The sequence below is a fragment of the Dokdonella koreensis DS-123 genome (assembly GCF_001632775.1).
In the GTDB taxonomy this organism is placed as follows: domain Bacteria; phylum Pseudomonadota; class Gammaproteobacteria; order Xanthomonadales; family Rhodanobacteraceae; genus Dokdonella; species Dokdonella koreensis.
This window is the reverse complement of the sequence record NZ_CP015249.1, coordinates 1,609,717-1,624,204: the sequence shown is the minus strand read 5'-3', so window position 1 is coordinate 1,624,204 and position 14,488 is coordinate 1,609,717. Positions and strand designations below refer to the sequence as shown.

The following is a 14,488-nucleotide window of genomic DNA, read 5'->3' as shown; positions in this document are numbered from 1 at the left end:
CGCCCTGACGGACCCCGCCTGCGGGCGGGGCCGTCACCGGCGCAGGCCGCGCTGGCCCGCCGCCGGCCGGTCGCGACACGGCGGGCTTGACCCTGGACACGACTCCAGGGTTTAGGCTGTCCGCATGAAGACCCTCCCTTCCCCCTCCATGACGATCGGTGCGCTGGCGCGGGCCAGCGGCGTCGGCATCGATGCGATCCGCTTCTACGAACGCGAAGGCCTGTTGCCGCGGCCGGCCCGGCGCGCCTCGGGCTACCGCGACTATCCGCTCGATACCGTGCGCCGCCTACGCTTCATCCGGCGCGCGAAAGCGCTCGGCTTCAGCCTCGAGGAGATCGGCGAACTGCTGGCGCTGTCGTCCGATCACGAGCACGGCGTCGAGGGCATCCGCCAGCGGGCCGCCACGCGCCTGCGGATGATCGACGAGCGCATCGCCGAGCTTCAGCGTGTCCGCCAGGGCCTGCAGGCCCTGGTGGGGCAATGTCCCGGCGAGGGATCGCCCGACCGCTGCCCGATCCTGCAGGCGCTGGGCGACGAGGACAGCGCCCCGGCCACCCTCTCTTCTTCCCTCCCCGAACGGCCTTCCCGATGAAACAGTCCAATCCTCCCGCGTGCTGCGGCACGCAGGCACCCCCGCCGGCCGGACCGGCGCACGGCGCCGCTCACTGCCATGGCAGCCACGCGGCCGCCGCGCCCCCCGAGGTCAAGGATCCGGTCTGCGGCATGACGGTCGACCCGGCGACCGCCCGCCACCAGGCCGAGCACGCCGGCCGGACCTGGCATTTTTGCTCGGCCGGCTGCCGCGAGCGCTTCGTCGCCGATCCGCAGCGCTATGCCGGCGACCGCCCGGCCCCGGCGCCGGTGGATGACCCGAGCGCGATCTACACCTGCCCGATGCACCCGCAGATCCGCCAGCAGGGGCCTGGCCATTGCCCCTTGTGCGGCATGGCGCTGGAACCGCTGCTGCCGTCCGCCGACGGCGACGACGGCGAGCTGACCGCCCTGGGCCGGCGCCTGGCGGCTTGTGCGGCACTCACCGCGCCGGTGTTCGCGATCGCGATGGGACCGCACCTGTTCGGCTGGCACCTGCCCGCGCCGTGGGCCGGCATCGCCGGCTGGATCGAGGCGCTCTTCTCGACGGTCGTCGTGCTCTGGGGCGGTGCCGGGTTCTTCGTGCGCGGCGCGCGCTCGCTGCGTCCCTGGGCGCCCAACATGTACACGCTGATCGCGCTCGGCACCGGCGTCGCCTGGCTCTACAGCGCGATCGCCTTCGCGGCGCCGGCCGTGTTCCCGGACGCGTTCCGCGATGCCCACGGTGCGGTGGCCGTGTACTTCGAGGCGGCGGCGGTCATCGTCACCCTGGTGCTGCTCGGGGATTTCCTCGAACTGCGCGCACGGCGGCGCACCGGGGCCGCGCTCAAGGCCCTGCTCGGCCTGGCTCCCAAGACCGCGCGCCGCATCGACGCCACTGGCGAGGAAACCGACGTCCCGCTGGATCAGGTGGCGGTCGGCGACACCCTGCGGGTGCGGCCCGGCGAGAAGGTCCCGGTCGACGGCCGCGTGCTCGAAGGCACCGGCCATGTCGACGAGGCGATGCTGACCGGGGAGCCGATGCCGGTGGCCAAGATGGCCGGCGATGCGCTCAGCGGCGGCACGCTGAACCGAGACGGTTCCCTGGTCATGCGTGCCGAGCGGGTCGGCGCCGACACCTTGCTCGCCCAGATCGTCGGCCTGGTGGCCGAGGCACAGCGTTCGCGCGCGCCGCTGCAGCGCGTGGCCGACCGCGTCGCGGCCTGGTTCGTCCCGGCCGTGGTCGCCGTCGCGGCGGTGGCGTTCGCCGTGTGGGCGGCGGTCGGCCCGGAGCCGCGCCTGGCGCATGCGCTGATCGCGGCCGTGTCGGTGCTGATCATCGCCTGCCCCTGCGCCCTGGGGCTGGCCACGCCGATCTCGATCATGGTCGCCAGCGGCCGCGGCGCACAGAGCGGCGTGCTGTTCCGCGACGCCACCGCGATCGAGACGCTGCGCGAGATCGACACCCTCGTCGTCGACAAGACCGGCACGCTGACCGAAGGGCGGCCGTCGCTGCGGACCGTCGTTCCACGCGGCGGCCGGACCGAAGCGGATGCCCTCGCGCTGGCGGCGGCACTGGAACGCCCGAGCGAGCACCCGCTGGCCCGTGCCATCGTCGGCGCGGCGCAGGCGCAAGGCCTTGCGATCCCGGCCGCCGGCGACTTCGTCGCGCTGAACGGCCTCGGCGTCCGCGGCACGATCGGCGGACGGACCGTCGCGCTCGGCAACGCGCACCTGATGGCCGAGCACGGCGTCGTCCTGGACGAGGCCGACCGCGAGCAGGCCGAAGCCTTGCGCGCGAACGGCGCGACGGTGGTGTTCCTGGCCGACGACGGCCGGCTGGCCGCGCTGCTGGCAGTCGCCGATCGCATCAAGCCGACCACGCCGGCGGCGATCCGGCGCCTGCATGCGGCCGGCCTGCGCATCGTCATGCTGACCGGCGACATGCCGACCAGCGCACGCGCGGTGGCCGCGGAACTGGGCATCGACGCGGTGCACGCCGAGGTCTCGCCGGCCGGCAAGGCCGCGGTGATCGAGGCGCTCCGGCGCGAAGGGCGCCGCGTCGCGATGGCCGGCGACGGCATCAACGACGCGCCTGCCCTGGCGGCGGCCGACATCGGCATCGCGATGGGCGACGGCACCGACGTGGCGATCGAGAGCGCCAAGCTCACGCTCGTCAAGGGCGACCTCAACGGCATCCTGCGTGCCCGGGCCTTGTCGCAGGCGACGGTGCGCAACATCCACCAGAACCTGGCGTTCGCGTTCGGCTACAACGCGCTGGGCGTACCGATCGCCGCGGGCGTGCTGTATCCGGTCGCCGGCTGGCTGCTGTCGCCGATGCTCGCCGCGCTGGCGATGAGCCTGTCGTCGGTGTCGGTGGTCGGCAACGCCCTGCGCCTGCGCAAGGCGCCGCTGCCGGGCAGCTGATGGCGCAGGGACGCCGCCATGACAGGCGTCACCTGCGATCGCTGACGGCCGGGGCTGCCGCGGGCCCGGCCGCCGGCCGATCATGCTCCCGCACCACAGGCGGTGCTGGAGGAGCAACGATGAACGTCACCGATCGGCTGTCGCCGTCGAATCGCACCCTGATCGAGAAATGGTTGCCGGTCCTGCTCGCGGTCGGCGTCGTCTGGCTGTTCGCCCGCGGCCTCAAGAACCTGTTCTGGACCGGCTTCGGCCTGTTCTGGGCGTTCTGGTGGACCGGCCACTGGTTCCTGCGCTGAAGCGGCGCGCGCCGGACGCCGGCAGACGCATCGTCAACCGGCGGCGGCGCAGATCCGCGCGATGTCCTCGTAGCCGGTGAACACCGCACCGCTGCCGCAACCGGGGCAGTCCGGATCGCGCGGCAGGGCCAGTTCGCGGAACGTCGCCGCCAGCGCGTCGTAGCAGAGCAGGCGGCCGGTCAACGGCCGGCCCGCGCCGAGGACCAGCTTGATCGCCTCGGTCGCCTGCAGCAGGCCGACCGTGCCGGGCAGCACGCCGAGCACGCCGGCCTCGCTGCAATTGGGCGCTTCGGCGGCCGAGGGCGGTTCCGGGAACAGGCAGCGGTAGCACGGCGAGGCCGCATCGCGCGGATCGAACACGCTGACCTGTCCGCTGAAGCGATGGACCGCGCCGTAGACCAGCGGGATGCCCAGGCGCCGCGTCGCCGCATCGAGCAGGTAGCGCACCGCGAAGTTGTCGGCGCCGTCGATGACGACGTCGTGGCCGGCGATCGCCTCCTCGACATTGGCCGCCAGCAGGCGCTCGGACCGCACGCCGATCTCGATGCCGGGATTGAGCGCCGCCAGCGCGATCCGCGCCGATTCGGTCTTGGCCATGCCGATGCGCGCCTCGGTGTGCAGCACCTGGCGCTGCAGGTTGGAGCGCTCGACGTGGTCGTCGTCGATCAAGGTCAGGTGGCCGATGCCCGCCGCGGCCAGGTACAGGCCCGCCGGCGAGCCGAGGCCGCCGGCGCCGATCAGCGCGATGCGCGCACGCAGCAGCCGGGCCTGCCCTGCCACGCCGACTTCCGGCAGTACCAGGTGGCGCGCGTAGCGGTCGCCGGCATCGGCACCGAGCAGGCCCGCCGTTTCGGGCAGGCCCTCGGCACGCCAGCGCGCGAACCCGCCGCTGACCGAACGCACGTCGCGGTAGCCAAGGGCCAGCAGCGTGTCACGCGCGAGCAGCGAGCGCCGGCCGCTGGCGCACAGGGTCAGGATCGGGCGGCCGCGATCGGGCTCCAGCGCCGGAAATGCCGACTCGATCGCGCCGCGCGCCAGGCCGAGCGCGCCCTCCGGCAGGCCGCCGGCGCGTTCGTCGTCCTCGCGCACGTCCAGCAGCAGCGCACCCTCGGACTGCGCCCGGCGTGCCGCCTGCGGATCGATCTCCACCGCTGGCGGGAGCGACGCGCTGCGGCCGGAGGGCACGGCGGCCATCCCGCTCAGCCCGAGCCGACCGAGGCCGCGGAGCGTCCCGTGCGCCGCTCGACCAGGGCCAGATTGGCGGCGATCGCCGGCTGGTCCGGCGCCAGCCGTGCCGCATAGCCGAGCACGTCGAGCGCGGCATCGATGCGGCCGTCGTGGAAGCAGGCCATGCCGTAGAGGTTCAGCGCGTTGAGGTCGTCCGGCCGCTGCACCAGGACGCGTTCCAGGCAGCGGATCGCCAGTGCCAGGTCACCTTCCTTCAGGTGGTGCTGGGCCAGGTAGATCAGCGCCTCGGGCTCGTCCATCCACTGTTTGAACTGCGCCGCCCATTTCTCGCGCATGCGCTGGTAGTACTGCTCGCGCTGCGGCTCGTTGGAATTGGGACCGTAGCCGCAGCCGGAGTCGCCGATCGCGCCGTTCCAGATGCAGGTCGCCGCTTCCACCCACTGGAACGGCGTGCGCGAGGCGCAGTTGATGAAGAAATCGTGATCCTCGTAGACCGGGAAGGTCGGGTCGAAACGGGCGCCCTCCTCGACCAGGCTGCGGTGGAACAGGGTCGCCACCGGCTGGCTGCGATTCTGGTTGTACAGCTGCATGTGATAGCCGGCGCGCCCGCTGTAGCCGATCAGCGAACCGTCGACGTCGTGCACGCGTGCGCTGGAATAGAGCAACCGCACGCCCTCGCCGCGCGGCGCCTCCAGCAGGGTCTGCACGTGCTCGGGCAGCAGCTCGTCGTCGTCGTCGAGGAAGTTCAGCCATTCGCCGCGCGCGGCGTCCAGGCAGGCGTTGGCCGCTTCCGGCCGCGTCAGCCGGCGATCGGGCTCGGGCAGGACCAGGCGCAGCGGCCGGCCGCCGTACTCGGCCGGCAACGGGCGATGCCCGTGCCCGCAGGCCGCGACGACGACGATCTCGACGGCCGGCCAGGTCTGTGCGGCCGCCGAGTCGAGCGCGCGCGTCAGCGTCGGGCGATCCATGCTGCGGATCAGGATCGATACCAGGGGGGTGTCTTGGGTCATGGTGAAAGGCTACCGGAAAGCGTGAAGATCAGGACCGGCACCGCCGTGCCGGCCGCCAGTTCGTGCTGGTCCGCCTCGATGCGCACGAGCGCATTGGCTTCGGCGACGCCGCGCAGCATGCCCGAGCCCTGCCGGTCCAGCGCGACGGCCTCCAGCGTTCCGTCCGCGCGCGGCGCGACGGTGGCGCGCAGGAACTCGGTGCGATCGTGCCGCTTGCGCAACGGCGCGGCCAGGCGTGCATGGGCCGGCAGCACGACCGTGGAAGTCGCCCCCTGCAGCGCGTCCAGGAACGGCAGCACCAGCACGAGGAAGGTCGCGAACGTCGAGACCGGGTTGCCGGGCAAGGCGCAGATCCGCGCCGGGCCGATGCGTCCGCTCAGGAACGGCATGCCCGGCTTCATGCGCACCTTCCAGAAATCGACCGTGCCCAGGTCCGCGACGACGGCCGGCAGCAGGTCGGCCTCGCCGGCCGAGACGCCGCCGCAGGTCAGCACCAGGTCGGCCTCGGCGGCGGCGGCTTCCAGCGCGGCGCGAAGGGCGCGGGCGTCATCGGCGACGTGCCGGTGCGCGCCCCGTTCCACGCCGGCCTGCCGCAACAGGGCGCCGACGCTGTAGGCATTGCTGTTGTGGATCTGCGCCGCCGAAGGCACCTGGCCCGGCATCACGACCTCGTCGCCGGTCGTCAGCAGCACCACGCGCGGACGGCGCACGACCGCGAGCGTCGACCGTCCCAGCGATGCGCAGACGCCGAGATGGGCCGGGCCCAGGCGCTGGCCACGGCCGAGCGCGCGCTCGCCGCTGCGAAAATCCTCGCCCGCCGGACGCACGTTGGCACCGGGCCGCTCGCCGGCGCCGATGATCGCGTGGCCGTCCTCGACGCGGACGTTCTCCTTGATGACGACGCTGTCGGCGCCTTCCGGCAGCGGCGCGCCCGTCATGATGCGCAGGCATTCGCCCGGCTGGACCGGGATCGTCGCCGCGGCGCCGGCCAGCCGCGTGCCGACGATGCGCAGCCGGCGCTCGCCGGCCGCCGGCAGGTCGCTGCCGTGCAGTGCGAAGCCGTCCATCGCCGAGTTGGCGAACGGCGGCACCGGCCGCTCGACGATCAGGTCCTCGGCCAGCACGCGGCCGAGCGCATCGTCCAGCGCCACCGACTCGACCGGCAGCGCCTGCGCGCGCCCTGCCTGCTCGAGGAAGGCGCGCGCCGCGTCGACCGACAGCGGCGACGCAGGTTCAGGAGCGCTTGCGCAGGTGTTCATCGAAAGCGGCGAAGTCTTCGGCGGTATTCAGATTGCCGAAGTGTACGCGGCTCGCGGAGAAATCAACCTCGCGTGCCCCGATCGCGGTCTGCCAGGCATGCACGCCGAGGCCTTGCGCCGCCGCAACGGCGGCCGCGCCGGCCAGGCCGGATGCGTACAGCGCGAACAGCGGCTGGCGCCGCTCGCCGTCATGGGCGACCACGGCCGGGCCACCGGCCGTGGCGGCGGCGCACAGGCGCTCGGCCAGGTCGACCGGCGGAATCGGGCAGTCGACCGGCACGGTCAGCAGCCACGGGCTCGCGCAGGCGGCCAGTGCGGCGGCGATGCCGGCCAGCGGGCCACGATGGCCGGGCAGCGTGTCGCTGATCGTCTCGGCGTGGTGGCCGTAGGCGCGAAGATTGCGGTTGGCGACGATCAGGACGCGCTCCAGCGTCGCCGGCTCCGCCGGCCGCAGCCCCTCGGCTGCGAGGACCCAGGCCACCAGCGGCCGTCCGCCGAGCAGCTCCAGGCCCTTGTCGCGTCCGCCCAGCCGTGTGGCGGCACCGCCGGCCAGGATCGCGCAGGTGATCGCTGCGGTCATCGGCCGTCTCGCGCGCCTTCGCTCAGCGCTTGCCTCGCTTGGCGTTGCGGATCATGCGCTGGCGACGGCGCTGCTGGCCTTCGGTCAGCTCGTTGCGCTTGCCCGCGTACGGATTCTCGCCGTCGCGGAACTCGATGCGGATCGGCGTGCCGACCAGCCGGTAGCGCTTGCGGAAGAAATTCTCGAGGTAGCGGCGGTAGGCGTCGGCCAGGTGCCGGGTGCGCGAGCCGTGGATGACGATGGTCGGCGGATTGGTGCCACCCGGATGCGCGTACTTGAGCTTGGGCGCGTGCCCGCGCACCAGCGGCGGCTGGTAGCCCTCGTAGGCCGCCTCCAGCGCGCGCGTCAGCTCGGAGGAGGTGAACGTCCGGCTGGCGGCGGCATGGCTGCGGTTGACCGCCTTCATCAGCTCGCCGATGCCGCTGCCGTGCAGCGCCGAGATCGTCACCTGCGGCGCCCAGGCGACGAAGTCGAGCTTGCGCGACAGCGAGGTGCGGCACTGCTCCCGATCGTAGGCGGACAGCCCGTCCCATTTGTTGACCGCGATGACCAGTGCGCGCTGCGCCTCGAGCACGTGGCCGATCAGGCCGGCGTCCTGGTCGGTGACGCCCTCCTTCGCGTCGAGCAGCAGCACCACGACGTTGGCCGCCTCGATCGACTGCAGCGTCTTGATCACGCTGAATTTCTCGACCGCATCCTCGATCCGCGCGCGCCGGCGCACGCCGGCGGTGTCGATCAGCGTGTAGCGCTTGCCGTCGCGCTCGAGCGCGATGCGGATCGAGTCGCGCGTCGTGCCGGCCACGTCCGAGACGATGACGCGGTCCTCGCCGAGCAGGCGGTTGACCAGGGTCGACTTGCCGACGTTGGGCCGGCCGACGATGGCGACGCGGACCCCGCCTGCGTCGGCGGCTTCGGCCGGCTCTTCGATCTCGGCCGGCAGCAGCGGCGTGACGGCATCGAGCAGCGGCTGCACGCCGCGCCCGTGCGAGGCGGCCAGCGGCAGCGGATCGGCGATGCCCAGCCGCGCGAACTCGGCCAGTGCCACGTGCTCGTCGAGGCCGTCGACCTTGTTGACGGCCAGCAACAGCGGCTTGGACGCGCGGCGCAGCCGGTCCAGGACCATCGGGTCGCCGGGCAGCAGCCCGTCGCGGGCATCGACCACGAAGACGACGACGTCGGCCTCGTCGATCGCCGCCTGCACCTGGAGCGCGGTCAACCCGGCCAGTCCCTCGTCGCTGTCGGCCAGGCCGCCGGTATCCACGACCATGAACTGCCGCGTGCCCAAGCGGCAGATGCCGTAGTGGCGATCGCGGGTGACGCCCGGCAGGTCGGCGACCAGGGCGTCGCGCGAGCGCGTGAGCACGTTGAACAACGTCGACTTGCCGACGTTGGGACGCCCGACGAGGGCTACGACTGGCAACACCGGGCGCCCTCCGGGAGGCGGATTTGGACGAAAGCCGCCCAGCCGGGGGCGGGCGGCATCGAGAGCCGGGCGACCGCAGCGCGGTCGCCGCGGTAGTTCATTGCGCGGTGCGCCAGGCGCCGAGACGGCCTTCGCTGTCCTCGACGTAGACGGTGTCGCCGTCGACGACGGGCTTGCCGACGATCGGCTTCTTGCCGAGCCGCTCGCGCGCGATCAGCTTGCCGTCGTCGGCCGACAGCCAGTGCACCCAGCCCTCCAGGTCGCCGACGACGATCGCGCCGCCGTGGGCGGCCGGCGCCGACAGCCAGCGGTACTTGAGCTGGTCCTGCTTCCAGAGGTTCGCGCCGCTCTGGCGATCGAACGCCCAGACGTTGCCGTCGGCATCGACCGCCGCGACGACGTTGTTGGTCACCGCGACACCGGCGTAGCTGGACAGGTCGCGCTGCCAGGCGGTGCGGCCGCTGTCGGCGTACAGGGCAGTGACGATGCCGCGGTAGCCCGCCGCGAACAGCTCGTTGCCGTCGACGACCAGTTCGCCGTCGACGTCGGCCAGGCGGTCCACTTCGGTACGGCCCTCACCCAGGCCCACCGTCTGCACCCAGGACTGGGTACCGTCGGCGAGGTTCACCGCGACGATCTTGCCGTTGTCGAAGCCGGAGTAGACCATGCTGCCGGCGATGCGCGGCGTGGAGTTGCCGCGCAGGCTCAGCGGCGGCACGCCCTGGTCGAACACCCAGCGCCGGCTGCCGTCGGCGGCGCTCAGGCCGTACAGGCGGCCGTCGTTGCTGCGGACGACGACGAGGTCGCCGCTGATCGCCGGCGGGGCGATCACCTCGGAGGAGACGTCCACGACCCAGCGCTCGGCGCCGTCGGCTGCCGAATAGGCCGCCACCTGGCCGTCCAGCCCGCCGACCACGACGAGATCGCCGGCGACCGAAGGACCGCCCGACCAGCGCACGCTGGTATCGGTCCGGCGCCAGTACATGCCCGAGCGCTTGCCGCTGTGCACGTTCCACAGCCGCTTGCCGGTCGCCGCGTCGTACGCGGAGAGATTGCCGTCGATGTCGGCCGCATAGAGCCGGCCGTCGGCCACCGCCGGCACCATCGGCACGCCGGACTGGCCCGGACCGTCGCCGACATTGCCGTTCCACACGCGCTGGATCGACAGCGACGGGGCGAACTGCTCGGCCAGCGGCGTCGGCGGCTCGACGTTGTCCTTCTTGCCGATACCGCGGAACCAATTGCATCCGCCCAGCAGGACGGCCAGAACGACGACGGCGACGGTGGAGAACTTCATCACGAGCCCTGCTGCTGTGCGGCGGGCGCGCCACCGAGATCGTCGAGCTTCATCTGGACGAACATCCGGTTCGGCGTCTGCGGATCGAGCTTGGTCAGCGCATCCTGGTAGGCGGCCCGCGCCTCCTCGGCGCGATCGAGCTTGACCAGCGCGTCGCCGCGCAGTTCCGCGACCTGGCCGGCATAGTCTTCCTTGCCGATGCCGTCGAGCAGGCCGATCGCGCCGTTGGCGTCGCCGTCGGCCAGGCGGGCCTGTGCCAGGCGCAGGCTGATCAACTGCTTCAGCGCCGGCACGCTGGCCTTGGACAGCGCCCACTCCAGATCGGCGGTGGCGGCCTTCAGGTCACCCTTGGTGACCGCGCGCTCGGCCTGGCCCAGCGCGGCCATCACCGCATAGGCGGTGCCGGTGTAGTCCTTGCGCAGGGCGGCGGCGATGGCGTCGGCATCCTCGATGCGCTTTTCGTCGACCGCCTTGGTCAGCGCCTGGTACTGCAGGGCCGCTTCGACCACCTGGCGGCCCTGGCGCTGCTTCCATTGCTGCCAGCCGAAGATCAGCAGGAGGGCGAGGACGATGCCGGTCGCGATCGACATCGTGTTCTGGCGAAGCCACTTGCGGACGACCTCGCCCTGCTCGTGTTCGTCAAGAAGTTCAAAAGCCATTGCGTGTACCTGGAAAAGAAGAAGTCAGGCCTGCGGATGCGGACAGGAACGCCCCTGCGTGCAGGCGCGCAAGGGTAGCAGGAAAGCGCGGCCCGGCGGCCGGCGGGCGCCGGCGCCGGGTTATCGAGCGATTCAGGGTTCGATGCGTGCGACGACGGCGCCCGGGCCGAACACCCGTACGTGGGCGACATTCGCACGCCGGTACGGCGTCAGGTCGATGCGCGTGCCGTCGGCCTCCAGCTCGACGCCTTCGGCGTTGCCCAGCCGCACCGCCAGCGGCGTCGCGCTGCGGTAGCTGCGCTCGGTCCCGGCCTGCAGCAGGCCGTACTCCAGGCGCTTGCCCTCCGCGTCGAACACCTCGACCCAGCTGGCCTGGCTGACCTTGAGCACCAGCGCATGCCCCCCCTCGGTCGTGACCGGCGCGGCCGGACGGCTCGGGAACGGCGCCATCGATGCGACCACCGGCGGGGGTGGTGCCTCGATCCGCGGCGTGGCCACGGGCGCGGGCGAAACCTCCACCGGCATCGCCGCGACCGTGCCGGTCGCGGAAGCCGGTGCCGGCAGCGGCAGCGTGGTCGCGGAGGTGTCGAGCGGCGTGGTCCTGACCAGGCTCTGCTCGATCCCGCCGCGCGTCGCGGCGAACCAGACCGTAGGGCCCAGGATCAGGCCTGTGAGGATGAGGTAGGTCGCCGTGACCGAATAGCGGTCGAGCAGGTAGCGCGATCGCGGCACCGTGCCGGTGGCGACGATCGGCGTCGCCTCGGTGTGCTGCTCGGCGACCTGCTCGGCCGACTCGATCGGCAACCCGAGCAGCCGCGAGTAGCTGGTCAGGTAGCCGCGCAGGTAGACCCCTTGCGTCATGCCGCCGTAGTCGTCCGCCTCGATCCGCGCGATCAGCCTGATCGGCAGCCGCAAGCGCGCGGCCACGTCGTCGCGGCTCCAGCCGCGTGCCTCGCGGGCCGCACGCAGGTGCTGTCCCAGCGAGCCTTCCCCGGTGTCGAGCGCGTCCCCCTGTGGATGCGCGTCCTGTGCTGCCGTTCCGCCTGCAAGACTTACGGATTCGATAGCCATTGGTCTGCCTATGCTCTCGATATGGGCCTGGCCAGTCTCCAGCTGCAGCGGGAGCTGGCCGTTGTCGTTGTCGTTGCTGCTTCGCTCCCGCGCTTGTTCTCCCCCTGCGACACCCTCGCGCGAGCCTGAGGTTGTCCGGCTTTTCACGTCACGACGTTCCCGGTGCATCGAGCAGGCGGGCCTGCTGCGAATTGGGGAAATCCTGCAGCAGGCGCCGCGTGTAGTCGCGGGCGGCGTCCGCATTACCCAACTGGAGTTCGATGTTGCGGCCGAGCATCAGCGTTTCCGGTCGCGCGCGCGCCATACCCTCGTAGCGCTGCATGAACGCGCGGGCGCGGAAGTAGTCGCGCTTGGCATAGAGCACCGAAGCCATCTGGTACAGCGCCTCGGTGTTGTTCTGGTCGGTTTCCAGCGCGACGCGCAGCTTCTGCTCGGCCTCGTCGTACTTGCCGGCCCGGGCCAGGCAGATGCCGGCATTGCCGAGCGCCAGCGCCGGTGTCCGGTAGAACGGGTCGGCGATCGCGCGATCGAAGTACGGAACGGCCTCGTCGGGCTTGCCGCTGTTGCACAGGAACCAGCCGTAGTTGTTGGCCTCGGCGCCGCTGTTGGGCTTGAGCTGCGCGGCCCGGCGGTAGTGCTCGCCGGCCTTGGCCGCATTGCCGATGCGCTCGTAGAGCACGGCGATGACGGTATGCGCGTCGGCGTACGACGAATCGACCTCCAGCGCGCGATTGAGCTTCTCCATCGCCAGCTCCAGCTTGCCCTGCTGCATGTAGCGCTGGCCGAGCTCGGTGTTGGCGCGCGCCGCTTCCTGCTTCTGGGTCGGTGCGTTGGAGTTGGGAGCGATACCGCTGCCGGTGGTGACGCAACCGGCCACTCCGGAAAGGAGCAGCACGATCAAGGCCAGGGCCGGGCTACGCGGCATCGGCCACCCCCCGCTCCAGCGTGCGGCGGAACTCGGCCTGGCGGCGGGTCCGGTCCACGACCTGGCCCTTGAGCTGGCCGCAGGCGGCGTCGATGTCGTCGCCGCGCGTGCGGCGCACCATCGTCAGCACGCCGGCGTCGAGCAGGATCTTCTGGAACGCGCGGATCACGGGCTCGTCGGACCGCTCGAAGCGGGTGCCGGCGAACGGGTTGAACGGGATCAGGTTGACCTTGCTCGGCACCTTGCGCATCAGCTTGACCAGCTGGCGCGCGTGTTCGGGCTGGTCGTTGATGCCCTTGAGCATCGTGTATTCGAAGGTGATCGTCGTGCGCGGCCGCTTGGCGGCATAGCGCTGGCAGGCCGCCAGCAGCTCGGCGATCGGGTACTTCTTGTTGAGCGGGACGATCGAGGTGCGCAGCGCGTCGTCGGGCGCGTGCAGCGACACCGCCAGCGAGACGTCGCTGGTCTCCGACAACCGGTCGATCATCGGCACCAGGCCGGCGGTCGAGAGCGTGACCCGCTTGTTGGCCAGCCCGAAGCCGAGGTCGTCGCGCATGATGCTCATCGCGCGGACGACGTTGTCGAAGTTCAGCAGCGGCTCGCCCATGCCCATCATGACGACATTGGTGAGCTTGCGCTGGTGGTGCGGGACGTTGCCGAGGTGGCGCGCCGCGACCCAGACCTGGCCGATGATCTCGGCGGTGGACAGGTTGCGGTTGAAGCCCTGCGTGGCGGTCGAGCAGAACTGGCAGTTCAGCCCGCAGCCGACCTGCGAGGACACGCACAGCGTGCCGCGCGAGGTCTCCGGGATGAACACCGTCTCGATCGCGTTGGCCCCGTCCATGCCGAGCAGCCACTTGTGCGTGCCGTCGGCCGACTGCTTCTCGAACAGCACGCTCGGCGGCACGATCTCGGCCACGGCCTGGAGCTTCTCGCGCAATGCCTTGCCGACGTCGCTCATCTGCGCGAAATCGGTGACGTGCCGGTGATAGACCCACTTCATGACCTGGTCCGCCCGATACGGCTTCTCGCCGAGCTGCGCGAAGAATCCGCGCAGCTCCTCGCGATCGAAGCCGAACAGGTTGGTCCTGGGAGTCGTCACGGCGTCCATCGTCAGCGCGAGACGACCTCGGTCGCCGCGAAGAAGTAGGCGATCTCGACCGCCGCGGTCTCGGCGGCGTCCGAACCGTGCACGGCATTGGCGTCGATCGAGTCGGCGAAATCGGCGCGGATCGTGCCGGCGTCGGCCTTCTTCGGATCGGTCGCGCCCATCAGCTGGCGGTTCTTGGCGATCGCGTCCTCGCCTTCCAGCGCCTGGATCATGACCGGGCCGGAAATCATGAAATCGACCAGCGCCTTGAAGAACGGACGCTCGCGATGGACCGCGTAGAAGCCTTCGGCCTCGGCGCGCGAGAGCTGCTTGTAGCGGGCGGCCACGATCTTGAGGCCGGCCTTCTCGAAACGCGTGTAGATCTCGCCGATGACGTTCTTGGCGACGGCATCGGGCTTGATGATGGACAGGGTGCGCTCCAGCGCCATGAGATGGTTTCTCCGGAAAATAAATGCGCCGCCGCCCTTCCCGGACGCCGGCAAACATGAAGAATCCGCGAACTTCCGCGGGGTTAGCAGATGTATGAACGGAAGATTCTAGCCAATTCCTCCGGGCAGCGCCACGCTGGAATGTCGATGGCGCCGCGTTTTCGACATGAAGTCCATGCCGGGCGGCCGGCCGGCGGCGCCGTTTGCTGCGACGCGGTTTGACGACGGGCCTGCCCTGGCTTAG

At 71.4% G+C, this 14,488-nt stretch carries 14 protein-coding genes; 3 read left to right on the top strand and 11 right to left on the bottom strand.

What is annotated here, in order from left to right:
- Positions 1–124: 124 nt before the first annotated feature.
- The 3 genes from I596_RS06400 (at position 125) to I596_RS18720 (ending at position 3,293) form a co-directional block, all read left to right on the top strand.
- Positions 125–592: a MerR family transcriptional regulator gene (locus I596_RS06400; protein ID WP_067645615.1), complete on the top strand. Its 468-nt coding sequence runs from the start codon at positions 125–127 to the stop codon at positions 590–592.
- Positions 589–2,997 (top strand): heavy metal translocating P-type ATPase, encoded by a 2,409-nt coding sequence (locus I596_RS06395; RefSeq protein ID WP_425478792.1) that lies wholly within the window; start codon positions 589–591, stop codon positions 2,995–2,997. Before I596_RS06400 ends, I596_RS06395 begins: the two co-directional genes overlap by 4 nt.
- Positions 2,998–3,116: 119 nt before the next feature.
- The gene (locus tag I596_RS18720; RefSeq protein ID WP_190279004.1) at positions 3,117–3,293 is read left to right on the top strand and encodes a hypothetical protein; all 177 of its coding nucleotides are present in this window, start codon (positions 3,117–3,119) and stop codon (positions 3,291–3,293) included.
- A gap of 33 nt (positions 3,294–3,326) precedes the next feature.
- Here the strand turns inward: I596_RS18720 and moeB are convergent, their stop codons facing one another.
- The 11 genes from moeB to ndk form a co-directional block, all read right to left on the bottom strand.
- Entirely contained in the window at positions 3,327–4,487 is a 1,161-nt protein-coding gene (gene moeB, locus I596_RS06390) for a molybdopterin-synthase adenylyltransferase MoeB (RefSeq protein ID WP_067645611.1), read from the bottom strand.
- 5 nt (positions 4,488–4,492) lie between these two features.
- Positions 4,493–5,491: a glycosyltransferase family 2 protein gene (locus I596_RS06385; protein ID WP_067645606.1), complete on the bottom strand. Its 999-nt coding sequence runs from the start codon at positions 5,489–5,491 to the stop codon at positions 4,493–4,495.
- Positions 5,488–6,750: a molybdopterin molybdotransferase MoeA gene (locus I596_RS06380; protein ID WP_067645599.1), complete on the bottom strand. Its 1,263-nt coding sequence runs from the start codon at positions 6,748–6,750 to the stop codon at positions 5,488–5,490. Before I596_RS06380 ends, I596_RS06385 begins: the two co-directional genes overlap by 4 nt.
- Positions 6,725–7,330, bottom strand: coding sequence for a molybdenum cofactor guanylyltransferase (gene mobA / locus I596_RS06375; RefSeq protein WP_067645597.1), 606 nt, complete (start codon positions 7,328–7,330; stop codon positions 6,725–6,727). The genes I596_RS06380 and mobA overlap by 26 nt, the downstream gene beginning before the upstream one ends.
- Before the next feature lie 22 nt (positions 7,331–7,352).
- On the bottom strand, positions 7,353–8,753 hold the full coding sequence (gene der, locus I596_RS06370) for a ribosome biogenesis GTPase Der (protein ID WP_067645593.1): 1,401 nt from the start codon (positions 8,751–8,753) through the stop codon (positions 7,353–7,355).
- A gap of 97 nt (positions 8,754–8,850) precedes the next feature.
- Positions 8,851–10,050, bottom strand: coding sequence for an outer membrane protein assembly factor BamB (gene bamB, locus I596_RS06365; RefSeq protein WP_150132050.1), 1,200 nt, complete (start codon positions 10,048–10,050; stop codon positions 8,851–8,853).
- Positions 10,050–10,709, bottom strand: coding sequence for a YfgM family protein (locus tag I596_RS06360; protein ID WP_067645589.1), 660 nt, complete (start codon positions 10,707–10,709; stop codon positions 10,050–10,052). The genes bamB and I596_RS06360 overlap by 1 nt, the downstream gene beginning before the upstream one ends.
- A gap of 132 nt (positions 10,710–10,841) precedes the next feature.
- Complete coding sequence (locus tag I596_RS18040; protein WP_190279003.1) at positions 10,842–11,780, bottom strand: helix-turn-helix domain-containing protein; 939 nt, start codon at positions 11,778–11,780, stop codon at positions 10,842–10,844.
- Between the two features lie 148 nt (positions 11,781–11,928).
- Positions 11,929–12,705 (bottom strand): type IV pilus biogenesis/stability protein PilW, encoded by a 777-nt coding sequence (pilW, locus tag I596_RS06350; protein ID WP_067645587.1) that lies wholly within the window; start codon positions 12,703–12,705, stop codon positions 11,929–11,931.
- Positions 12,695–13,816, bottom strand: coding sequence for a dual-specificity RNA methyltransferase RlmN (gene rlmN, locus I596_RS06345; protein WP_067645585.1), 1,122 nt, complete (start codon positions 13,814–13,816; stop codon positions 12,695–12,697). The genes pilW and rlmN overlap by 11 nt, the downstream gene beginning before the upstream one ends.
- A gap of 2 nt (positions 13,817–13,818) precedes the next feature.
- The gene (ndk, locus tag I596_RS06340; RefSeq protein WP_067645583.1) at positions 13,819–14,244 is read right to left on the bottom strand and encodes a nucleoside-diphosphate kinase; all 426 of its coding nucleotides are present in this window, start codon (positions 14,242–14,244) and stop codon (positions 13,819–13,821) included.
- Between the last annotated feature and the right edge of the window lie 244 nt (positions 14,245–14,488).

Coding starts and splice junctions, on each gene's coding strand:
- I596_RS06400 (WP_067645615.1), top strand. CDS start 125: ATGAAGACCCTCCCTTCCCCCTCCATGACGATCGGTGCGCTGGCGCGG.
- ndk (WP_067645583.1), bottom strand. CDS start 14,244: ATGGCGCTGGAGCGCACCCTGTCCATCATCAAGCCCGATGCCGTCGCC.
- rlmN (WP_067645585.1), bottom strand. CDS start 13,816: ATGGACGCCGTGACGACTCCCAGGACCAACCTGTTCGGCTTCGATCGC.
- bamB (WP_150132050.1), bottom strand. CDS start 10,050: ATGAAGTTCTCCACCGTCGCCGTCGTCGTTCTGGCCGTCCTGCTGGGC.
- I596_RS06385 (WP_067645606.1), bottom strand. CDS start 5,491: ATGACCCAAGACACCCCCCTGGTATCGATCCTGATCCGCAGCATGGAT.
- I596_RS06360 (WP_067645589.1), bottom strand. CDS start 10,709: ATGGCTTTTGAACTTCTTGACGAACACGAGCAGGGCGAGGTCGTCCGC.
- moeB (WP_067645611.1), bottom strand. CDS start 4,487: ATGGCCGCCGTGCCCTCCGGCCGCAGCGCGTCGCTCCCGCCAGCGGTG.
- I596_RS18040 (WP_190279003.1), bottom strand. CDS start 11,780: ATGGCTATCGAATCCGTAAGTCTTGCAGGCGGAACGGCAGCACAGGAC.
- mobA (WP_067645597.1), bottom strand. CDS start 7,330: ATGACCGCAGCGATCACCTGCGCGATCCTGGCCGGCGGTGCCGCCACA.
- pilW (WP_067645587.1), bottom strand. CDS start 12,705: ATGCCGCGTAGCCCGGCCCTGGCCTTGATCGTGCTGCTCCTTTCCGGA.
- I596_RS06395 (WP_425478792.1), top strand. CDS start 589: ATGAAACAGTCCAATCCTCCCGCGTGCTGCGGCACGCAGGCACCCCCG.
- I596_RS06380 (WP_067645599.1), bottom strand. CDS start 6,750: ATGAACACCTGCGCAAGCGCTCCTGAACCTGCGTCGCCGCTGTCGGTC.
- I596_RS18720 (WP_190279004.1), top strand. CDS start 3,117: ATGAACGTCACCGATCGGCTGTCGCCGTCGAATCGCACCCTGATCGAG.